This window comes from Hoylesella timonensis 4401737 = DSM 22865 = JCM 15640, from assembly GCF_000455445.1.
GTDB lineage: Bacteria > Bacteroidota > Bacteroidia > Bacteroidales > Bacteroidaceae > Prevotella > Prevotella timonensis.
On the sequence record NZ_HG417093.1, the window covers coordinates 54643 to 77194 of the forward strand.

11 protein-coding genes are annotated in these 22552 nt (G+C 44.0%); 8 read left to right on the forward strand and 3 right to left on the reverse strand.

Translation table 11 applies throughout. The features are described from left to right. The first annotated feature begins 667 nt into the window (after positions 1 to 667). From BN35_RS04975 to BN35_RS04995, 5 genes are all read left to right on the forward strand, one after another. Positions 668 to 994, forward strand: a complete 327-nt coding sequence (locus BN35_RS04975; RefSeq protein WP_025071786.1) for a hypothetical protein — start codon at positions 668 to 670, stop codon at positions 992 to 994. 225 nt (positions 995 to 1219) lie between these two features. After that, a complete protein-coding gene (locus BN35_RS04980) occupies positions 1220 to 3340 on the forward strand; it encodes a TonB-dependent receptor (protein ID WP_025071785.1) in 2121 nt (706 codons plus the stop codon). A gap of 141 nt (positions 3341 to 3481) precedes the next feature. Next, positions 3482 to 5128, forward strand: a complete 1647-nt coding sequence (locus BN35_RS04985; protein WP_028900855.1) for a hypothetical protein — start codon at positions 3482 to 3484, stop codon at positions 5126 to 5128. A 227-nt stretch (positions 5129 to 5355) separates the two neighbouring features. Next, entirely contained in the window at positions 5356 to 7017 is a 1662-nt protein-coding gene (locus BN35_RS04990; RefSeq protein WP_025071784.1) for a putative transporter, read from the forward strand. Positions 7018 to 7102: 85 nt separating this feature from the next. Further along, entirely contained in the window at positions 7103 to 8890 is a 1788-nt protein-coding gene (locus tag BN35_RS04995; protein WP_028900856.1) for an LTA synthase family protein, read from the forward strand. A gap of 372 nt (positions 8891 to 9262) precedes the next feature. Here the strand turns inward: BN35_RS04995 and BN35_RS05000 are convergent, their stop codons facing one another. The 3 genes from BN35_RS05000 to BN35_RS05010 all read right to left on the reverse strand — a co-directional run bounded on the left by BN35_RS05000 (position 9263) and on the right by BN35_RS05010 (position 13885). Continuing rightward, the gene (locus BN35_RS05000) at positions 9263 to 10270 is read right to left on the reverse strand and encodes a 2-oxoacid:ferredoxin oxidoreductase subunit beta (RefSeq protein ID WP_025071782.1); all 1008 of its coding nucleotides are present in this window, start codon (positions 10268 to 10270) and stop codon (positions 9263 to 9265) included. Further along, complete coding sequence (locus BN35_RS05005) at positions 10267 to 12120, reverse strand: 2-oxoacid:acceptor oxidoreductase subunit alpha (RefSeq protein ID WP_025071781.1); 1854 nt, start codon at positions 12118 to 12120, stop codon at positions 10267 to 10269. The genes BN35_RS05000 and BN35_RS05005 overlap by 4 nt, the downstream gene beginning before the upstream one ends. Positions 12121 to 13042: 922 nt before the next feature. After that, positions 13043 to 13885: a helix-turn-helix domain-containing protein gene (locus BN35_RS05010; protein WP_025071780.1), complete on the reverse strand. Its 843-nt coding sequence runs from the start codon at positions 13883 to 13885 to the stop codon at positions 13043 to 13045. 496 nt (positions 13886 to 14381) lie between these two features. Here BN35_RS05010 and BN35_RS13680 point away from each other — a divergent pair, with 496 nt between their 5' ends. The 3 genes from BN35_RS13680 to eno all read left to right on the forward strand — a co-directional run bounded on the left by BN35_RS13680 (position 14382) and on the right by eno (position 22395). After that, a complete protein-coding gene (locus BN35_RS13680) occupies positions 14382 to 14546 on the forward strand; it encodes a hypothetical protein (RefSeq protein ID WP_154653945.1) in 165 nt (54 codons plus the stop codon). 69 nt (positions 14547 to 14615) lie between these two features. Next, a complete protein-coding gene (locus BN35_RS05015) occupies positions 14616 to 20582 on the forward strand; it encodes a T9SS type A sorting domain-containing protein (RefSeq protein WP_234396647.1) in 5967 nt (1988 codons plus the stop codon). Positions 20583 to 21087: 505 nt separating this feature from the next. Beyond that, the gene (gene eno, locus BN35_RS05020; protein WP_004348729.1) at positions 21088 to 22395 is read left to right on the forward strand and encodes a phosphopyruvate hydratase; all 1308 of its coding nucleotides are present in this window, start codon (positions 21088 to 21090) and stop codon (positions 22393 to 22395) included. Positions 22396 to 22552 lie beyond the last annotated feature (157 nt).

Below are 22552 nucleotides of genomic sequence, written 5' to 3' on the forward strand. Positions count from 1 at the left end.
GACAGTTTTTTATATGTAATCAAATGGCTCCTCATAATTTTTGGTAAGAGTGTTAGACGTATTTGTCCTATTATTTTACCAAAAAACGGTCATCCAAAATCTTCAAAATAGAAAAATTTAATAGGCAAACGCACAACAAAAATGGGCTGATTTTCACAAAATAAACGCCTTTTCAAGCTGAATCATTGATTTTACGCTCTTGGAAACACGCTTTAGAGGTGTTATTCACATGTAATAACCGCATTAAAGCATGCAAATTGCAGGCTTATCTCAATGCTTCAATCGCAAAAGAGCGGTAAAAATAGAAAAGAAAAGAGATGAGTTTGTTGTAACGTACATAATAACAATGAATTATAAACATTGCTCATAACTCGCGTATTTGCGATCAACTTTGAAGTTGGTTGCAAATACGCGAGTTATGAGAGGCACTTTGTAAAGATAATTCAGCATTAATAAGCCTTCTCTGAAACGTGTCCCTTATTTTTATATGTGGCGTTTTTTCGTTGCTTCAACCTATTGGGTAAATTAGTATTAACGAAGATGTAATATACGAAGTAGTCTGTTAAGATTATCAAAAAATAGGTATTAAATGGTGACAACACGTCATGGTAGACATTTTTTTTGTTTACTTTTGCTTTTTAGATAACATAGGCTCTTGTGAGTGCGGATGATAACAAGTAAATTCAAACGAATATTGATGGCGTGGATGATGGTGCTGACCTTCATCTTAGCTCTCTTTGTCAAAGACTTTCATGCGCACAGTGTAACTGTTCAGCACTTAGACCAAACAGAGCAACACCAAACTACTGTACAGGCGTATTGCTACATTTGTAACTTTGATCTGTGCAAGATGGATATGCCCAAACTCTTTGTTTGGCAGCCTGTGTTGCTTGTTAAGCATGTTTTTCAACCTCTTTTTGCGGAACAAATCGTTTATCGTGAGCCGCTTACGGTAAACGCAAATTCGCCCCCTTTTTTAATTCATAATTCATAATTTATAATTCATACTTCAGATGAGAGAGCATTCTTTCGTCTGTAGAATGATGATATTCATACCCCTATTTTATTAAAAAAGATTACGAGCCGAACGCAATCAGGCTTGCCTGAAATTGCTAAGGCGAAGTATCTTTTATGCAAAAATAGTGCAAGTTGAAGGCTATTCAATCATGATTGAATGGCTGAGGCGAAGCCTATTGAATGAAAAGGAGAAATTATACAAATGAATAAAAAGGAAAATTTATGGCTTATCATCCTATTGTCGTGTATGGTGATGAGCAATAGTACGTTGGTGAGTGCGCAGGATATAGAACACATACCTCGCCAACATCTAAAAGATACCATTACTTTGGGCGAGGTAGTGGTGAAGAGTAAGCGACAAATTGTTACGCCCAATAGTATCAGTACCACGCTTACTCACGAAGACATTGCTCGTGCGGCGGGTAAGTCTTTGGCGTCGATGTTAGAGAACGTCAGTGGGGTGAGTATGCTTCAGACGGGTTCCAACGTTGCCAAACCCGTGATACACGGCATGTATGGCAACCGAATATTGGTAGTGAGTAGGGGAGCAAGGCTTACTGGTCAGCAGTGGGGTATCGACCACGCACCCGAAATAGATAAGAATGCTTATAATGACGTGGTGGTAGTGAAAGGCTCTGAGTCGGTAAGATATGGTGCGGAAGCATTGGGTGGTATCATTTTGATGAATGCCAAACCCTTGCCGTATGGCTCGAAAGGTGTTCAAGCCGATGTGATGAGCTACTATGGAAGCAACGGACGGCAGATAGGAGCGGTAGGACAAATGCAGGGAACGCTGCCTTTTAATCGCCAAATAGCGTGGAGCTTGCAAGGCACTTTTGAACACTCGGGCGACCGAAGTACGGCGGCTTATCTGCTTAACAACACGGGCATGCGGCAACGCAACGCTGCTTTTTCGTTGGGATACCAGCATGACCAGTGGCGCGTAGAAACGGGGTACAGCTTGTTTTGGCAGAAAATGGGAGTGATGCGTAGTGCGCAAATGGGTAACGAACAGCTGTTGCAAGAGCGCATCAGGATAGGGCAACCGGTAGAGTTTACGCCTTTTACGTATCAAATAGATTATCCCTTTCAGCGTGTGGCGCACCATTCGGCTTTCTTTAATGTTTATTATCGTCCGTCATCTTCCATGAAATGGAGTTGGGAAACCACCTATCAGGCAGATGACAGACGTGAAAACAGAATCAGGAGAATGAACCACTCGGACATACCTTCTGTTAGTTTACGTCTGCAGTCATTGCAAAGTCAGTTGCACGGTAGCAGGCTGTTCAATCGCTGGAAAGCCGAGTGGGGAGTTCAAGGTATGCTCATGAAGAACAGTAATGAGCGCGGTACGGGCGTTGTACCAGTAATACCCAACTATACAGAAACAACGTTTGGCACTTATGCCATCGCTAAGTATTTGGGCGATATCTGGGGGACAGAGGCTGGTGTGCGTTATGACAATCAGCTCACTCGTGCCGATGGATACGATTGGACAGGTCATCGATATGGAGGCAACAGGCATTTTGAGAACGTTACTTTCACGTTAGGTGGTCATCAGCATTTAGGAAATCTGTTGACATTGGCGACCAATTTTGGCTTGGCATGGCGTGCACCGCATGTCTACGAACTGTACAGCAATGGCAATGAACTAAGTTCTGGCACGTTTGTGAAAGGCGATTCTACGTTGCGTTCAGAGCAAAGTTACAAGTGGGTTACGTCGTTATGTTATCATGATTCTTGGGTACATGCTCGTATAGATGCGTATTTACAGTGGATCAATCATTACATTTACGATTATCCTACACGGCAAAACGTGGTAGTAGTATCGGGAGCGTATCCTGTGTTTCAGTATGTTCAGACCAACGCCTTGTTTCGTGGGGTGGATGTGGACGTGCATCTTTATCCGCTACAGACGCTCGATTACAGGGTTTATGGTTCATGGATATGGGCAAACGAACAACGAACAAAGGCATATTTGCCGTACATTCCGTCGTTTAAGTTCACGCAACAGCTCACTTGGACACCCGCTTTTCGTGTCGCATGGCAGCCTTCTGTGGGCATTGAACATCGCTATGTGGCTAAGCAACGCAGGTTTAATGTGGCTACCGATCTAACAGACGATACTCCTGCGGCATACCATTTGGTGGGCTTTAACTGTGGTGTTACCTGGAAAATGCCTCATCATCAACAACTATCCTTGTTGTTTGAAGGAACCAATGTGTTGAATCAATTATATAAGGAATACACCAATCGGAGTCGTTATTACGCCCATGACCTTGGGAGGGACATTCGTTGCACCCTTCGTTGGAAGTTGAATTGAGATAGTTGACGAGTTCACAAGTTGGTAGTTGACGAGTAGACAAGTGAACAAGTTGACCAGTTAATAGTTAATGGGTTCATCAATAACGATAACCGTATTCATCATTTTATAAAAAACAAACATTATTAAAATAAAAAAACAATGAGAACAAAGACCATATTTTCAACCGTTTTCGCATACCTCTGTATGTTGTTGGTATTCGTAGTAGCATCGTGTAAACCCGAAGAGGCAGTGGATGAAACAAAAAACAAGTTGCACGAAGACCCGGTGAAGGCCGTGTTTACCTTGCAAGAGGGGTCCATCAAGGGTAACAAATCGTTTAACCAGCAGTTGGTGTTGGCAGATTTTACCCCATCAACAACGCCGGCACAACAAATCGTTTGGGAAATAACACCCAAAGAGGGGTGGCATGTTAGCAGTGCACTCAAGCACTTTCAAGTGAAGAGCATCAAGGAGAATCCAACCATGGTGTACCACCTATCCATTGAATATTATAATAGTAAGGGGCAGAAAATCAATCATCAGTTCTTCGATTTGGGACAAGATAAGATACACCAGCATTTCTTTTCGCTGTACAAAACCACGACGGTGCTGGGCAAGACAGGCAAAGCTCGCGTGACAGATAAGAGCCAACTTCCCTACGATTATTGTTATGTGGACCAATACAATGGGGTAGACATGGGGGCTACCAACCCTGTTGGGTTTGATGGGTTGTTGCAGATTGTGCATCCAAGTGAAGCGTTCAACCTGTCAGTTGACTTGCTCCATGCGGCTCAGAGCAAATATGATAAGGACAATCGGTTGTCACCTTTCTATCTTCCTGCAGCGATTCTCACCTCTACCGGTCAGTGGGATATTACGGTGTCGCTGCCCTTTGACGTCGACGGACAGGTGGCTCAAGGGGATGCGAAACCCCTCGATGCGTCGCTGTTTCAACCCAAAACGGTGGAAATAGAGGTGTATGAAGGGCATTTGCATGGCGAAAAGACGTTCCATCAAAACGGATATTCAAAGAATAACCAATGCCTGGGCAAGTCGTATAGGTTGAAATATACGTTGGAAAACAATCAATGGGTGGCAGACAAGTCAAATCCCGCGTCGGTTAATGTGATGGGAAATGCTGATAAATTTGTGCGATATGCTTTCTCTTTGCGCTATTTCAACGACAAGCATGAGGATATAACGGGGCAGATAGTAAATGGAGGAGAGGACCAACACTATCAGCATTTCTTCACCGTGAGCAACGTGAAACCGTCGTATGGTGGAGTAGAAGAGAAGTCGGATGGCAACCATCCCGATTTCTTCCAATACACTTACTGCGACACAAAGCCTTGGGATAAGACCGTACACTTTGACAATGCTGCGTTCTTGGACGACAACAACCCGATAGGTATAAAAGGTTTTTTTACTTTTTTGCGTAGCCGTAAGCAATTCACACTTAACATTCGACTCATGCGGGCGCACCAATCAAAAGGGGTAGGGGGCAAGCCTTCTCCTTTTTATGCGCCCTCTTCACAGCAGGAAGCAAAGGAGACATGGATGCCAGCTATACAGATTCCCGTCAACGTGTATATGGACTGGAATGAAAAAGGCTTGGACCTTGCGGTTTGGGAGAATCCAAAATTGGTGGAGAGTACCCTGCTGAAAGACCTTTCCGAGCATGATCAAAGGACAGTACTGTCGCTCATGAAGGCTTTTGGTATCAAGGATATCAAAACTGCTTTGGCAGAGTTTTATTGGAATATGGCTGATGTTCCCGTTCACGACGGTAAAGGTTTCTGGTTTTGAACAATGGTAACTGAAGCCAATCTCATTCGTTGTTGAACAAATACTGATGATTGTTTTTGTCTGCAAACTACCTTTTTTAATGAAAGAGCCGTGGTTACAGATAAATAAATCGTATCATTTATTTTGTAAGTTCTTATATTTCATGTACCTTTGCTCTTATTAAATAAACTGTTATTTTAATAGATACGATACCTATATAATAGATTGTATCACAATATTTTATCGTTGTGGATTGGATAAACGGTCTTTTTACTATTCATTCATCAGTACAAACGGTAGTCATTGTCTCTTTGATTATTGCAGCGGGTACGGCATTGAGCAAATTCAAGTTTAAGGGTATTTCGTTGGGCGTTTCATTTGTATTCTTTGTCGGTATTATTGCTGGAAATATTGGATTATCTGTCGATACTGTAGCTCTTGACTATATAGAGACGTTCGGATTAGTACTCTTCGTTTATACTTTAGGGCTGTATGTGGGACCAAACTTCTTCGGTGCCTTTCGACATGAGGGTACTACCTTTAACTTGTGGGGCTTGGGAGTTATCTTTCTTGGAACGCTCATGGCGGTTGCATTATGTCCGCTGACCGGCATTTCTCTATCCAATATGGTGGGATTGCTTTGTGGTGCCACGACTAATACGCCTGCTTTAGGTGCTGCCCAACAGGCTTTAGGACATTTAGGACATCCATCGGATAGCATTGCATTGGCTACGGCAGTGACTTATCCATTAGGTGTCGTGGGCGTCATCTTGGCTATTTTGCTGATGCGTAAATTGTTTGTGAAGCCCAATGACTTAGAACCAAAGCTACCCATTGATGAAGATCACACGTTTGTGTGTCAGTTTTTAATCATCAATCCTGCTATTGAAGGGAAGACGATAGGACAATTGGCAATCAGTACACCACTCAAATTCATCGTTTCTCGTTTATGGCGACAAGGCGAAGTCATCGTTCCTATGGTAAGCACTGAATTACATACGGGGGATAGCCTGTTGGTGGTCACCACTCCTGCGGCTGTCTCTGGCTTAGAAATCTTGTTTGGAAAAAGGGTTGAGCGCGATTGGAATCAAGACCAGATAGATTGGAATTATATCGATTCTAATGTCGAATCACGGGTTATTGTTTTAACTCGTCCTGTACTCAATGGCAAGCGATTGGGTAGAATTCATCTTCGAGAGACCTATGGAGTGAATGTTAGTCGTGTCATTCGTGGTGATGTAAAATTGTTGGCTACGAACGATTTGCGTCTGCAATATGGTGACCGACTCACTGTTGTGGGCGAACCAAAGGCAGTAGAGAATGCAGAACGGTTTTTGGGAAACTCGGTAAAAACCCTCAACGAGCCTAATGTCGGCAGCATCTTCTTTGGTATGGTCTTAGGTCTGATGTTAGGAAGCATTCCTATTTCATTGCCAGGCATGGATTCCCCCATTCGATTAGGAATAGCGGGAGGTCCCATTATCATGGGTATTTTGGTAGGTGCATTGGGACCGCACATGCATTTTATTTCCTATACCACACGTTCGGCATCCCTTATGTTGCGACGCATGGGACTTGCAATGTATTTGGCTTGTTTAGGTTTGGATGCGGGAAAGAATTTTCTCGACACGGTTATTCGACCAGAAGGCTTGTTGTGGGTTGGTGTGGGCTTCGTCCTCACGCTGGTACCTGTGCTTATCATCGGCTTGTTCGCACTGCGTTCAAAGAAGTTCGATTACGGCACTATTTGCGGTATTCTCTGTGGGGCGATGGCGAACCCCATGGCTTTGGCTTATGCGAATGATACGATTGATGGCGATACTCCCAGTATTAGTTATGCCACGGTTTATCCCATTGGGATGTTCATTCGTGTCATCATTGCACAAGTTTTAATCATGTTTTTTGTCTGACACCGATATGCGCACACGTTTTAAGTATTTGTTTTTGACCTATTTCTTGTTTGTACTTTTATTTTTGGTACAAAAACCTGTTTTCATGCTATATCATTGGCTCCTGTTTAAAGAAATGACATGGCGCGATTGGTGGCAGGTTTCTTGGCATGGGTTGATGCAAGATTTATCCGTGTCTGCTGCTCTTACGCTGGTACCTGCTATCCTTTTACTCATCACCATTTGGGCACGAAACCGGATATGGCGCCGTTTGGCAAAGTTTTATTTTGTCTTCATCTCTTTACTCATCGCAGTGGTCTATATCACGGATTTGGCTTTCTTTCGTTCTGTAGGCGGACATTTGGGTGCTTCTCAATGGTTGACTTTCCTTCACTCGCCTCAATCGATGTTCTCCGACATGAATGCATGGGCAATTTTAGGCGGTGGCGTGGGCATTGTTCTCATGGCTATTTTTGTCTATGCTTTGTTTTATCCCATGCTACGGAACGACCGATTTGAGAAAAAACTGTTACCACTCAACAAACCTTTTTTCACTCTTCTTTTTGTGTTGCTGATAGGTGTTTTAATTCTTCCCGTCCGACAATTGGCATCTCATGATTCCTTGACAACAAATCGGCAGGATGATTTTCAAAACCACCCACAACTGTATCAAGCCTCTCTTAATCCTTTGCATTGTATGTTTGGCTCTACACCAACCATTGCTCCGTGCGAAAAACAGCCAAGCAGCATTCCATCTTACCACTTCATGGATGCAGACGAGGCGAATAAGTTGGCACAAAGAATGCTTGACCCTGATGTGATTCATCAAGAATACCATGCGCCCAAGTTTTGGATCTTAAATACTGCACGTCCGAATATCTTACTGTTGGTGTTAAATGGTGTAGATTCTCAGTTCATGAGTTCGTTGGGTGGAATGCAAGACGTAATGCCACAGTTAGATCAACTGTCTTCCGAGGGCATGCTGTTCCGAAAGTTTTATGCCAGTGGAACGACATCTAACGAAGGTATCTCTGCCTTGCTTACCAGCACACCTGCAATAGCTGTGAGTCATGATGAAGGCGGACAACACGCTCCTTCGTTGGTTCGTGAACTGCACAAGCAAGGATATACCTCTGCCTTCCTTGATGGAGGAGCAGCGAATATACAGCAAAAGGAAGCGTATTTAAGTGCCCTTGGTTTTCAATCTGTCACCACTAAGGCACAGTTTGACAAGCAACAATGTGCGAAAAAGGGTGGAGTTTACGACCAGCATCTGTTCCGTTATTTCCTTGACAACCTACGACAGGACAAAGGTGTAAAGCCTTGGTTGAAGGTGATACAAACCGCTCATTTGGATGAGTCGGCTGTCATTCCGTCCCAACGCTTAACCAACAAGAAGCTCAATCGTTATGCTTACACGGATAGTTGTGTAGGACAATTTATTACCGAGCTCAAGCAATTGCCTCAGTGGAAGAAGATGTTGGTTGTCATTACATCTTCTCATGTGGGTGGCAACCCAACAGAGAGCAATCCTCTGTCCATACATCGCTATCATATACCTTTATTATTCCTCGGGGGTGCGCTCAAAGGTCCCGGAAACATATATATCTGCGGTTCACAAACCGATTTGGTTGCCACCTTATGTGGTCAGTTGGGATTATCGCATCAGATGTTCCAATACAGTAAAGACATGTTCAATCCTAACTCACCTCATTTTGCATTCTTCACGGCGCCTCATACGTTAGGCTTATTGGATGAAGCGAATCTGGTGACGTATGATATCAACCGTAAGTGGGTGGCCGTCAGTCAAGGAAACGCAAAGGCGGCTCATCTCAAGGCAGCTCAAGCTTATTTGCAGCATATCTGCGCTACTTTCTTCCCGCAAAACAAGTAATCGTTGCCCTCTCTGTGGCTTTTCATTTCTTTTGTACGTTGTTCAAATAAAAGCGATGTGCCTTCATTCTTATATCGCATAGAGTATGAAGGCACGCTATTTGCGCCATCTACGTCATTTGCGAGCGCATTTTTTAGAAAAATAATGCATGCGAACCTATTTTTGAAGAGAAGCAATTTATGCGAGAAATTGTACATGTAAATTCCGCAAATAGCGCAGATTTTCATGGTTGTGCGCACGAATTATAATCATTAACTGGAGAGAGTAGCAACGAAAAACAGACTGTTTTGTGAGGCAAAATAGTTTATTTTGTCTTCCAAAACAGTCTGTTTTCTTCATTTATCTCTTTGCGATAGCGCAAAAAGGCGGATGTTATTTCACTTCCCAGATATCATTTGTTTCCAACAGTTCGGTAAAGTTGTGATAAGCTTTCTTTTCCTTTACCTCTTCTATCTGTTTGTTCACCATATCATCATAGGTAGGTGCTTCCACGTCACGAATCACGCCCAAGGCAACAGGGAAGCCATGTTCGTTGTCCATCATGGCTAACTTTGCGTGCAGCGTGCTATCCTCTTCGTGCGCATTATGTACCAAAATGTCCTTTTCGGTAATGCCATTTTCGCCTAATTTTACCACCTTCAGTCCGAATCCCTCTTGCATGAGTCCGTATTCATTGTTCTCACCGAAGAGCAAAGGTTTGCCATGTTCTACGTAGATAGCATTCTGTTTCCTGCCGTCGCGAGTGTAAATCGGGTCGTAAGCACCGTTGTTAAAGATGACACAGTTTTGCAGTATCTCGCACAGTGCAGCCCCCTTGTGGTGATAGGCAGCTTGTAAAACGGCTATCACACTTGGACCATCGTTGGCTACAGCACGAGCAAAGAAGCGTCCACGTGCGCCAAAACAAAGCTCGGCAGGCTGGAACGGATCTTCTACCGTACCGTAAGGAGACGATTTAGAGACAAAGCCACGAGGCGATGTAGGCGAATATTGTCCTTTTGTGAGACCATAGATGCGGTTGTTTAACAACACCATGTTGATATTGATGTTACGGCGCAAGGCATGGATAAAGTGGTTGCCGCCAATGGCAAGACCGTCACCGTCACCACTAATCTGCCAGATGGTTAAGTCTGGATTTACTACCTTTGCTCCCGATGCTATCGATGCCGCCCTACCATGAATGGTTTGCATGGCATACGTATTCATATAATAAGGTAGACGACTGGAGCAGCCAATACCCGATATTACGGCGATTTCATGAGGTGGAACACCAATTTCCGCCATTGCCTTGTGTAAGTTGGCTAAAAAGAAATGGTCGCCACAACCAGGACACCAGCGAGGTTGTCCTATTTTATATTGATTTGCTGTAAACGCTGTCATGCTTTTCCCTCCAAAATTTGTTCAAATGCGTTGATGAGTTCAGCCACTACGAAGGGCTGACCCTTTACTTGGTTAAATTGATAAGGCACAAAACCGTCTATCTTGGTACGTAGATAGCTGGCAAACTGTCCCATGTTCTGTTCTGCCACTACTACCTTTGGGTAGCGTTTCAGTACTTCTTCGGTGTTGGCAGGCAGAGGATTGATAAATTCAAAATGTGCCAAAGCCACCTTCTTGCCACTTTTCACCAGTTCTTCAACGGCAGTGTATAGATGTCCAAAGGTACCACCAAAGCCCACAACCAATAAATCGGCATCGTCTGCCTCGCCCAATACTTTCAGGTCGGGCACTGGGATGCGAGCCACTTTTTCGGCTCTGTTGTTCACCATCTGCTGGTGGTTAGAGGGATTATTGGAGATTTGTCCTGTTTCCGAGTCCTTTTCCAATCCACCTATAATGTGTTCGTAACCCTCCATTCCAGGAGTAGCCCAGTAGCGAACCAAAGTTTCTGGGTCGCGTTGATAAGGGGTATAGTTTCCTTTTTGCTCGGGGGTGACACGGTGAGGAGTGATTGCAGGCAGCTTATCCATTTGTGGGATAGGCCATGCCGATGAGCCATTGGCAATATAAGCATCGCTCAAAACCACCACGGGTGTGACGTGTTCCAATGCTATCTTACAAGCCATATAGGCTGCATCGAAGCAGTTGGTGGGACTCGTTGGGGTGATAACCGGCATTGGTGATTCACCGTTGCGACCATAAAGCACTTGCAGCAGGTCGGTTTGTTCGGTCTTTGTAGGGAGTCCTGTAGAGGGACCACCACGCTGAACATCAATAATTACCAATGGAAGTTCGTCCATCACAGCCAAGTTCATGCCTTCTGATTTCAGACAGATACCGGGACCAGAGGTAGACGTAACGCCCAATGCTCCTGCAAACGAGGCTCCGATGGATGTTGCACAACCCGAGATTTCGTCCTCGCACTGCATCGTGATGACGCCCATCGACTTGTGTTTAGCCAATTCGTGCAATATGTCGGATGCAGGTGTAATAGGATAAGAACCCAAAAAGAGTTTCACACCTGCCTTCTCTGTGGCAGCCATAAGACCGTAAGCGGTAGCTTTATTTCCCGTAATGTCCATATAGCGGCCTGGCACTTTGTTACGAGTCTCAATACGATAGGTGTTGGGCACACTCGCATGGGTATTGGCTCCGTAGTCATATCCTGCTCTTACCACTTTGATGTTGGCTTCTAAGACAGCCGGTTTCTTGTGGAATTTCTGCTGTAAAAAGTTGTTCACGAGTTGCAAGTCGCGGTCGAACAACCAGCATACCATACCCAATGCAAACATGTTTCGGCACTTGAGAATCGACTTGTTGTCCATGCCCGAATCCTTTAAGCATGCTTTTACCAGCGTTGTCAAAGGGCATGCTATCACGCTGTCTGCATCAATACCCAATTCTTTTAAGTAGTCGGGTGTTGCAAACTTTGCCTTTTGTAAGTCAAAAGGCTTAAAGTTGTCCGTATCAATAATATACGTTGCTGTTGGTTTGGCAAATTGTCGTTGTGTTTTCAGGGCAGCGGCATTCATGGCAACTAATACATCACACTTGTCTCCAGGGGTGTGAACGTTCTCTCCTACATTGACTTGGTAACCACTCACACCAGTTAACGAACCTTGCGGAGCTCTAATGTCTGCAGGATAATCGGGGAATGTGGAGATTTGATTGCCCACTGTTGCCGATACTGTAGAGAAGATGTTACCTGCCAGTTGCATTCCGTCACCGGAGTCACCGGAAAAGCGGACTACTACATTTTCGAGTTCTTTCACTCGTAAACCTTCTTCCATAATGTTTTTTTCGTTTAGATTTAGTTCTTGCAAAGGTGGCAAATTATATTGATACTGCAAAATGATTAGCGGTTTTTTTGTATTTATTTGTTGTCTTTGCTGTTAGTTTGTTCAAAGTTCAATGTATTTTTGTGTTTTTTGTCTTTGCTGCTTTACATTTTCTCGCATGCGTTTTTTCTTTGTAAGATGCGCTCGCAAATGACGCAGATTTCGAAAATATTGTGCCTTTGGCACGCTTGGGTGACATTCCATGACAATGTACAACAGTTGATGTTTCGAGCAAAGACGGGGCGAAGACCGCAAGATAACACTTCAAGACATTGTACATCAGTAAACGGTTTCGAGCAAAGACGGGGCGAAGCCCCAAACGGAATATAGCCCATGGTAACACCATGGGTAAGCGGTAATTAACTAATTGGCGCGCTGTAAGCGCAAAAGGAGCCAGTGATGTGCTCTTTCTCTCCTCTTCCTTTTGCTCTTTCAGAGCGCAAAATAGAGGGTCAACTGTACCCAGAGCGTTGCTCTGGGCTATACACTTGTTGGGCTTTCAGCCCGTCTTTGCTGCATACAAACCCTTTAGGCTGGTTCTATAAATTATCACCGCATATAGTCATTAAAATTTTATGAAATACGTTTTGTTATCTTTTGGCTTCTTTTTATATAAAACAGGCTGCGCCTCAACAATTCAAACAAGTTTGATTGCATTCGGCTTGCTCCGTTTTTGGTTCAAAATGTAAGATTGTTCGGTCGTGTAGCTCGCTACACTCCTTCACGCTCTTTCATTTTGACCTCAAAAATAAGCTCAAAATCTAACAAAGCTAATTTATAGAACCAGTCTTTATAGAACCAGCCTTTAGTTATTTTTGTGTCTTTCGTTGTTCACCCAATCTACAAGGTGATGGTGTGAAAAGGCGAGAAAACACTATTGCTCTCGCAACTGCGAGGGATTCATGCCACAGCGTGTTTTACAAAAAGAGCGCATGCTTTGCACCGATGCAAACTTCAGTTCATCCGCCACCTCTTGTTCTGTGCGAGCGGTATTGCGCATCAGATTTCTCAAATCGTTCATGCGAGTTTTCGATAACCATGCTTGTGGGGTCTCCTTAAACACCTTGCGAAAGTGTCGGACAAACGAGGGGTAGCTCATGTTGAGTCTTGCTGCCATTTCTTTCACAGGGAGATAATCGCCCGCCAACTTCATCACGTCGTTGTAGAAATGCGCATTCGGATCGTAGATAGGAGCAATAAAGGGCAGCAAATCCTCCGAACGGTAATAAGCTTGCAGTACCGCAGCTAACTCCTGTTGTTTCATGGCATGCACATTACAGCACATCAATCCGTCGGTGATGTAGCCCGTCATTTGTCGCATAATGGCTTGTATCTCGGGTATCATGGGCAACACCTTGCCTTGTTCGCCTTTGTCTTCAATTCGGTTCAGCAACAAGTCCGAATTGACAATGCGGTGACAAAAATCCAGTCCGTCGCCCTGCACGTAGAGTCGCATGCATACACTATCTTCCATGGCAGTGATGTACGACTCCTTTCCGAAAACAGCAGTCACCATTTCACCAGCTTTGACAACTGTTTCGATGCCCTTTTTGAACCAAAGTTTTATTTTACCACTTATGACGAATATCATCAAGGGTACGGGCAAGATGTCTTCTACACGTTCACCTCGAATGCCAGTGAACAAGGCAAAACCCATGGCCTTTGACCCTATGTAGTTGGGACATTGGCGGTGTTTATTCAGATTATAAAATTTCATACGCCAAATGTTTTAAGCCTTTAGCCTGTAGCAGAACAGCTTTAATTTTTGTAAAGATAGAGAAATTAAGATGTATATAAGATAAATATCCATAAGTTTTAACATTGAAACCTCATCGTTAATTTATATTAACATTTCGGGAGGGGCAAGATAGACATATTTGTCGTTTTGATATTTTTTCGTGCGTTTACGCCATTTGTAATGATTACTTTTGTATTGTTCAAAATACGAACTTTTTGCATCTATTTAGGTGATGAGGCGCTGTTGCCATTCCACCTTATTATATATATAGCTCACAAACCATAGAAATGGGAACAGCCTGAGCGCTATATGCAAAATAGGATGACGGTAATGCTGAATTAACAACCCGATGTACGACAGATACTTGGGTGAATGTTCGGCTACAGACCTTTGTAAAAAGAGAAGAATGTGCCAGCTATAGCTGGTAACAAGACATAGAAAACTTATTTATTTATAAAAACAAAAAAATTAAAACATGGCAAAAAAAACGTATGTAAGTCCCGGAATCATGCTACTGGCTGCCGATCCAGGTACAACCGATGTACCGTTCAGCCAATTTGACCCTGACAAACCAAAAGGCAACAATGCAAAAGAAACGGAGTTTGACGATGAAGAGTTCGACACAGGCTGGGAATACTAAACCCCATGTCGGCGATCGTAAGTAAACAGACGTATAGTAAATTAGAAAATGAAAAAAAATAACAACAACATGAAACATTTATTACCAGCAAGGTATATGCTGACGATGCTGCTCGCGTGCTTCATGGCACTCGGAGCACAAGCACAGACCACGGTGCCACCGTTGGAGTATTACGTGTCTGCCAAGGCAGGCAATGATAAGCGTAACGGTACTTCATGGAATGATGCCTTCCAGACGCTTCGTCAAGCGCTCGCAATGGCAGACAAGAGTACAAACCTCAATGTCAATATTTATATTGCAGAAGGACAGTATGATGTGGGAGAACCCGTGAGCTACAAATCGGGTTTCTACTTTCTCACCAAGGCGGGACAGACCCTCACCATCAAAGGAGGTTTCCCCACTCCGGGAGCGCGTACACTGCCCACGGACAAATGTAGCAACAACCCCAAGGAGTACACCACAGAGCTGATATGCAGCAAGAATATACAGACATCCGTGTTCCTTACGCAGGCAGCAAACCAGACGCTTACATTAAGTGGACTGACTTTCAATTCCAAGCGTTTTAATGGTAATGATAATTATGGGGCTTTGATAACCTTGGATGAAGGGAGTAAAGAAAATGTGCATTTCAAGATGAGCGACTGCGTCATCAATTACTATAAGTCAGCTGGTGCTGGGGCCATATTTGTGAGAAATGCCCACAACAACCCCAAGGTTGAACTTGAACGTATAGAGGTGCTGCAAGGAGAGCGTATAGGTTTGTTCGGAGGAGGTTTCCTCGCTTTTGAAGAAATTGCCAAACATGTTAATACGCAGATAGATGTCAGCTACGTCACATTCCATGACATGCGTCATATTGGTTCAACGGCGATGTGTTGTCTCATTGGTGCTATAAATTCAGGTACTAAGGCAGAGAACCCCAACTCGTACGTCAGGATAGACCACATGCAGGTGAATCGTTGTGATGCTCTTTCAGGAACGGGTCAAAAGCCTACGATGTTGTTCAACGGGTTTGAAAAAGTAGAAGTTACCAACTCGGTGTTCCACAACTCAAGAGCTGGTAACGGTGGTATCATGCAGGTTGGTGGTTTTGTGAACTTCCTTTCAGAAAACAACCAATACTACAATAACTTCGGTGGTGATATTGGTGGTGCTATCAGTATTATCACCGGCAATAGCCAAATTAATACAAACACACCACGTAAAGCTGTATTCCGCAACGATGAGTATCATGGCAATAGCACTGGCGCCTCATTGGCGAAAGGCGATGGTGGTGCTGTTCATATTAGCTCTAAGAATGAAACAAACAGACCGCTTTCTGTATTAGTGGAGAATTGTAATTTTGCAAACAACTTTACAACAGCTCTCGAAGGTGGTGCCATGTTCATAGACGTAGACGGTAAGGTGGAGATTAAGAACTCTCGATTCTGTAATAACACTGCCAATAAGGATGCTTCCAGTGGTACGGGTTCCGGTGGTGCCATTCGTTTTGGAGGTGCCAACCCGCTCATCATCGATGGCTGTTATTTTAGCAACAATGCTACTAAAAAAGGTGGTGGTGCCTTTGAAATTGACATCGCCAACATGCCATTTGAGGTAAAGAATACTGTCTTTGTAGGCAACACTTGTAAAGATGGAGCCGAAAGTGGTGGTGTTATTTACCCGTCAGGTGGCGCAGTTTCCCTCCCAAGTGGTCATGGTTCGTTTACGAATTGTAAATTCATTGGAAACACCAGTAACTCTTACGGAGGTGGAGTCAGTATCAGAAATAACACTTTCGTGACAGACAAGCCGATTACCTTTGACAACTGTGAGTTTGATGGCAATAAATCCAACAATGGTGGAGCCATTGGGCAGATAAATAATGGTCATGAGGTCATCGTAACCAACTGTGTGTTCAAAAATAACCTTGCCTATGGACTTGAGAAATCAGGTAATGGCGGTGGTGCCATCTGCATGCTGGTCAACTGTAAGGGTACCATATTGAGAAACAATACGTTTACGGACAATTCCGCGACTGGCAATGGTGGTGTAGTTTTTTACAAGAGCGGAGGTTTAGAAACGGAGAATAACCGCTACTATAACAACAAGGCATACACAGGTGGTGCTATTTTCTTGTCCAATCCGGATAATCTTATATCGTCGGGTGATACCTTTTATGGTAACACGGCTAAACATACCAAAACGAAAGGAAATGGCAATGGTGGTGCTGTTTACATAGATATAGAACAGCTTAAGACCGTGAAATTTACAAATAGTGTTTTTGTAAACAATGTGGCTTACCAGTATTCTACAAGTCTTTCTCGTGGAGGCGCACGTAACGGTGGTGGCGGTGCCATTTATTTCACTTGTGGTGCAGGTATAAATGCATCTACTCCTCTTATTGATGTCATGGATGGTTGTACATTCTATGGAAACAAGTGTTACAACGACAGTAAGATTTTGACTTCTACTGAAACAGGTGCAGACTTGTGTGCTAATCTCACGGAAGTTGCTTGCCACATATTTCAGGTGAAGAACACCAAGCTTCAATGTAATAAATCTATTTACGAAACACTTACAAAGCTTTATAAAATTTCCCCAACAGGTACTTATGTAGACTTGGGTGGTAATTCATATAATGCCAGCAACCCTAATATCCCCGCAGAGGCTGCGCCCATTGGTGGACAAGGCTACACCAAGCCAACGTCTGCCGAGATGGGTGAACATGGCGAGGGAATGAAGACGGATTGTAAGGAGATTAACGAGCGTGACGAAATTGACGTAACAATGCCGCATGCCGACATTATCACCAGCAAGAAAGCACCAAAGACTTTTGCTACTTATTGTGCCGATGACAAAGAAAACTATTGGGCTATGTTCCAAAGCAAGGGTGGCGAAGGACCATTCAAGTTTACCTATGATGTTTGGAAGCAGAAAGGTCGTAACCTCAAGAAAATAGTAACTGGAAAGGTGATAAAGACATCTGATAAGAAGTTCAAGAGACCAGACAGAGTCATTGAGATACTTGATGATGAAGGAAAAGTAGTAAAGAAAACGATTGCCGGTACATGGGAATATCCTGACAGCATCATCGTTAGAGGCAACGACCTTTTCCCATCTTCCGAAATAGAGGAAGGCTATCTCTATACCATTATCGTGCGCCAACTCACCGATCATGCTGACGAAGTGTTTAAGTATGACTGTTATGAATATGATAAGCAGCGCGAGTTTGCACAAAACACCGGTGCACAGATATTCTTCAAAGAATGTGCTGTGGCTCCTGGCGACCTCGACTGGGACGATGACGGTATCAAGAACGATGTGGAGTGTACAGACATCGCTGAAACCAACCTCACGCTGAAGGACAACACGCTCACGCCTACAGGCAACAAGTGGGTGCGTTATCTTGGCAATGTAAAGACACAGGGATTGTTTGCTCAAATGGTAAACGACAATAACTATCTCAACAGCAAACCAACAGGCGGTAAGGTGCTTACGCTGTTGCCATCAGTACTTGGTGCAACATCGGCAACTTCCGATCCCTTCACGGCAGATATCTCTGACAAGTTCGGTTATGAAAAGAATTCCGGTGCCGTTACGGTGACTATCAGCAATTATGCTATCGTGAACGACCGCTTCATGACCATGAACAGCAACGACAAGACCATCACCACTTGGGAGATTGGTGGAACGATGCATCCATACGTGCTGATGCAGAGCACGCCTGCGTCTACGTTCCATAAGAATAACCAGTTTGCCATCAATATTCTGACAAACTCTGATGCTTATTCACAAACAGCGTTGTACACACCTCAGAATGACAGACGCTATACGGTTATAGAAAATGACGGAACGAGAAAGGTTATCTTTAACAATGACGATGCTGACCTTACTAACTATGTTGGACTATCGTATCTGAACACTGATCCCGGCAAGAAGTACTTTGCCTTTACGCAAAGTCCAGACCAGAGTGGACAGGTGAACACCTTGGTAACCATCATGCTGCCTTGCGATGATGACATGGACGGTATTCCTAACTACTTTGACCTTGATAGCGATGGCGACGGCTGTCCTGATGCAATAGAGGGTGATGGCGACATCACTGAGGACATGGTTGAAGGCGGTATCATCAAGGGTAAAGTAGATAAAGACGGTATTCCTGTGGCTGCCAATGGCGGTCAGGGAGCTGGTTCTGCTTACGACCCAGACGAGAATGCCTGCGGCAACAACTATTGGATTGGTGGCGTGGACAACGACTTCAATAACAAGAACAACTGGACCAACGATGTTCCTAAGGACGGGCAAAGCATCATCTTTGCCAATAACCAGAAAGACATCAAGGGTGAGAAGAAGGTGGCAGAGCGCGACCTGTACTTGCCTGCTGGTAAGTTTATCTCTGCAAACAAGTTGGTGAACAACGCTCCTAACGAGAAGTTTGAGGAAGGTGCCACTACCAAGACCGTTGGTCACCCAGCTGTGGTTGTTCCCGCTGACGGTGGTTTGACCGTGAAGAGCGTGGAGGGCTTTACCAAAGACGGTGACAAGGACAAGCTTGTGATGAAGACATCAACCGACGGTAAGAAGGTGGGTACGTTCATCTTGAACAATGATAATTCATGCAACACTACTGTATTTGCCACTGTTGAGTTCAAGCCATTGGGTAAGTATGTACAACGTCGTACTGCTACGGATGACAAGGATGAGACCTCGCCAGACTACAACAAAACGGTATGGAATGAGTTTGACTGGCAGTATATAGGATTGCCTGTTAAACAGACCACGAAGCAGACACGCTCTAAGGATCTTTATATCCGTGCTTACAGTGAGAAGCTGAATGATCCCGATCACTATTACCGCAAGTGGACAGACGTTCCTAAGGGTAGCGAGATGAAGGCATTCGTAGGCTATGAGGTGGCTCCTATAACCGATGCAGGTAAGGGTGTTCACAAGATTCAAGGCCAGCTGAACCTCTGTAATCAGGAAATCACGTTGACACGACAAGCAGCTGTTGTTAAAGCTTCTAAGGCAGAAGGGGATGACAATGCCAAGCGTTACGGATTGGGTTACAACATCGTGGGTAACTCGTTCATGGCTGGTGTGGACATCAAGAACATCACGTTAGCATCGGGTGAAGATGGTGTTAAGATGGACAACACTGTTTACATCTACACCACAGGTAGCTGGGATGACTGGAAGAACCAGAATGGACAGTCTGTAAAGGAAAAGGGTGGCTATGAGGCTGTGAACATTGGCAAAGCTGGTGAGGGTGGTATTACCCGTACACTGGCACCTATGCAAGGCTTCATGGTGAAGTACAACAACCCTGTGTACAGTACGAAGACAGGTACACTCACCATTCCTTACACAGGATTGCAGTCTAAGTCCGAGCCGTTGCGCGCCAAGTCATTTGTTATGGATGGTGACTTTAACCGCGGTAGTGTCATGGTAACAATGGATAATGGTAAGGTGGTTGATAAGTTCTGGACATACCAAGAAGAGGACGCTACACCAGCCTACGACTCTCAATTGGAGGGTGAGAAGCTGAACATGGGCGAACCTTCTGTATTTGCCACAACCACTGACGGTAAGAATGTACAGATTTCCAGTTTGCCTTCGTTGATAGGAAGCAAGTTTAGCGTTGAAACCGCTAAGGGTGACACCTACAACATGGAGCTGAACGCATGGAGCCTGAACTATCAGAACTTGAAGTTGGTTGACTTGAAGACTAAAAATGTGATTCCGTTCAACAACGGTAAGGCACGTTACTTCTTCACGGCTACGGTAGACGGTATCGAACATGATCGCTTTATGTTCGCCGACACTCCAGAGACTGACTTTGAGAAAGTGATGGGTGCTGTGACAGGTATTGACAATGTTTCTATTACCCTGACCAAGGGCGAGGCAGAACTCTTCAACCTCTCTGGTGCTAAGATAGGTACCTTCAGCTTGCCTCTCGATGCGAAGAAGCTGAAAGGACAAGTTCCTTCAGGTGTTTATCTCATCAAGGCTACCGACGGCACGAATGTGCAGACCTCAAAGATTGTCATTGAGTAAGCTCAATTGAACAAACATATATTACTTTGCTCCCGCAGACTTCACATGAAGTTCTGCGGGAGCAGTGTTTGTGTAAGTTTGTGAGTTGATGAGTTTTTAAGTTTTTAAGTTTTTAAGTTTTTAGTTGACGAGTTGACAAGTTGACGAGTTCACGAGTTGATAGCTTAAGTTTTTGAGTTGATGAGTTTTTAAGTTTATAAGTTTTTAGTTTACGAGTTGACAAGTTGACGAGTTCACGAGTTGATAGCTTAAGTTTTTGAGTTGATGAGTTTTTAAGTTTATAAGTTTTTAGTTTACGAGTTGACAAGGTTACAAGTTCACAAGTTGACAAGTTGATGAGTTTTTAAGTTTTTAAGTTGACAGTTCAAATCTTAATGTTCAATATTCAAAGCGCAATGTTGTTCATTTCACATTATTTCATATCTCTGTATTGGTGAATTCCTTAATTATCGTTATCTTTGCAATGAATTCAGAGATATTATTCATTCAAAATAAATAATTAATTATGGTAATTGAAAAAGTTCACGCAAGAGAGATTATTGACTCTCGTGGTAATCCTACAGTAGAGGTTGAGGTAACATTGGAAAATGGTGTGATGGGTCGTGCCAGCGTACCATCTGGTGCATCTACGGGTGAAAACGAAGCCTTGGAGTTGCGCGATGGCGACAAAGCTCGCTATGGTGGCAAGGGTGTATTAAAGGCCGTAGAGAATGTGAACAACATCATTGCTCCAGCATTGAAAGGTTTTTGCGTGTTGGAACAACGCAAGATAGACTATAAGATGCTTGCCTTGGACGGTACGCCTACCAAGAGCAAGCTCGGTGCTAACGCTATCTTGGGTGTTAGCTTGGCAGTTGCACACACGGCAGCCAAAGCTCTTCACATGCCACTATATCGTTATATCGGTGGTGTGAACACTTATACGTTGCCCGTTCCAATGATGAACATCATCAACGGTGGCGCACACTCTGATGCTCCTATCGCTTTCCAAGAGTTTATGATTCGTCCTGTGGGTGCTCCTTCTATCAAAGAAGGCATTCGTATGGGTGCAGAAGTATTCCACGCTTTGGCAAAGTTGTTGAAGAAGCGCGGCTTGTCTACCGCTGTAGGTGACGAAGGTGGTTTCGCTCCTAAGTTCGATGGTATTGAGGATGCATTGGATTCAATCATTCAGGCTATCAAAGATGCAGGTTATGAGCCAGGCAAGGATGTGAAGATTGCCATGGACTGCGCTGCTTCGGAATTTGCTGTTCAGGAGAACGGTGAGTGGTTCTACGACTATCGTCAGTTGAAGAGTGGCATGCCAAAGGATCCTAATGGTAAGAAGCTGACCGCTGATGAGCAGATTGCTTACTTGGAAGAACTGATTACAAAATATCCTATCGACTCTATCGAGGACGGTTTGGATGAGAACGACTGGGACAACTGGGTGAAGCTGACCGAGAAGATTGGCGACCGTTGCCAGTTGGTTGGTGACGACTTGTTTGTAACCAACACGAAGTTCTTGGAGAAGGGTATCAAGATGGGTGCTGCCAACTCTATCTTGATCAAGGTTAACCAGATTGGTTCGTTGACCGAAACATTGGAGGCTATTGAAATGGCTCACCGTGCTGGTTACACCACAGTTACTTCTCACCGTTCAGGAGAGACCGAGGACACAACGATTGCTGATATTGCCGTTGCTACTAACTCAGGTCAGATTAAGACTGGTTCTATGAGCCGTACCGACCGTATTGCGAAGTACAACCAGCTCATCCGCATCGAGGAAGAGCTTTGCTGCTCGGCTAAATATGGCTACTGCAAATTGAAGTAAATTTGATAGATTACTTATTTATATAAGAAGGGTGCATCATAAAAACGAATTATGATGCACCCTTTTACGATGATGTCTGCATTATCTGCTTGATAACTTCTCTCATGAATTGCCCTCTATCATGTTTTCTCGCAGATATCTTTCTTTTGGTTAGCTT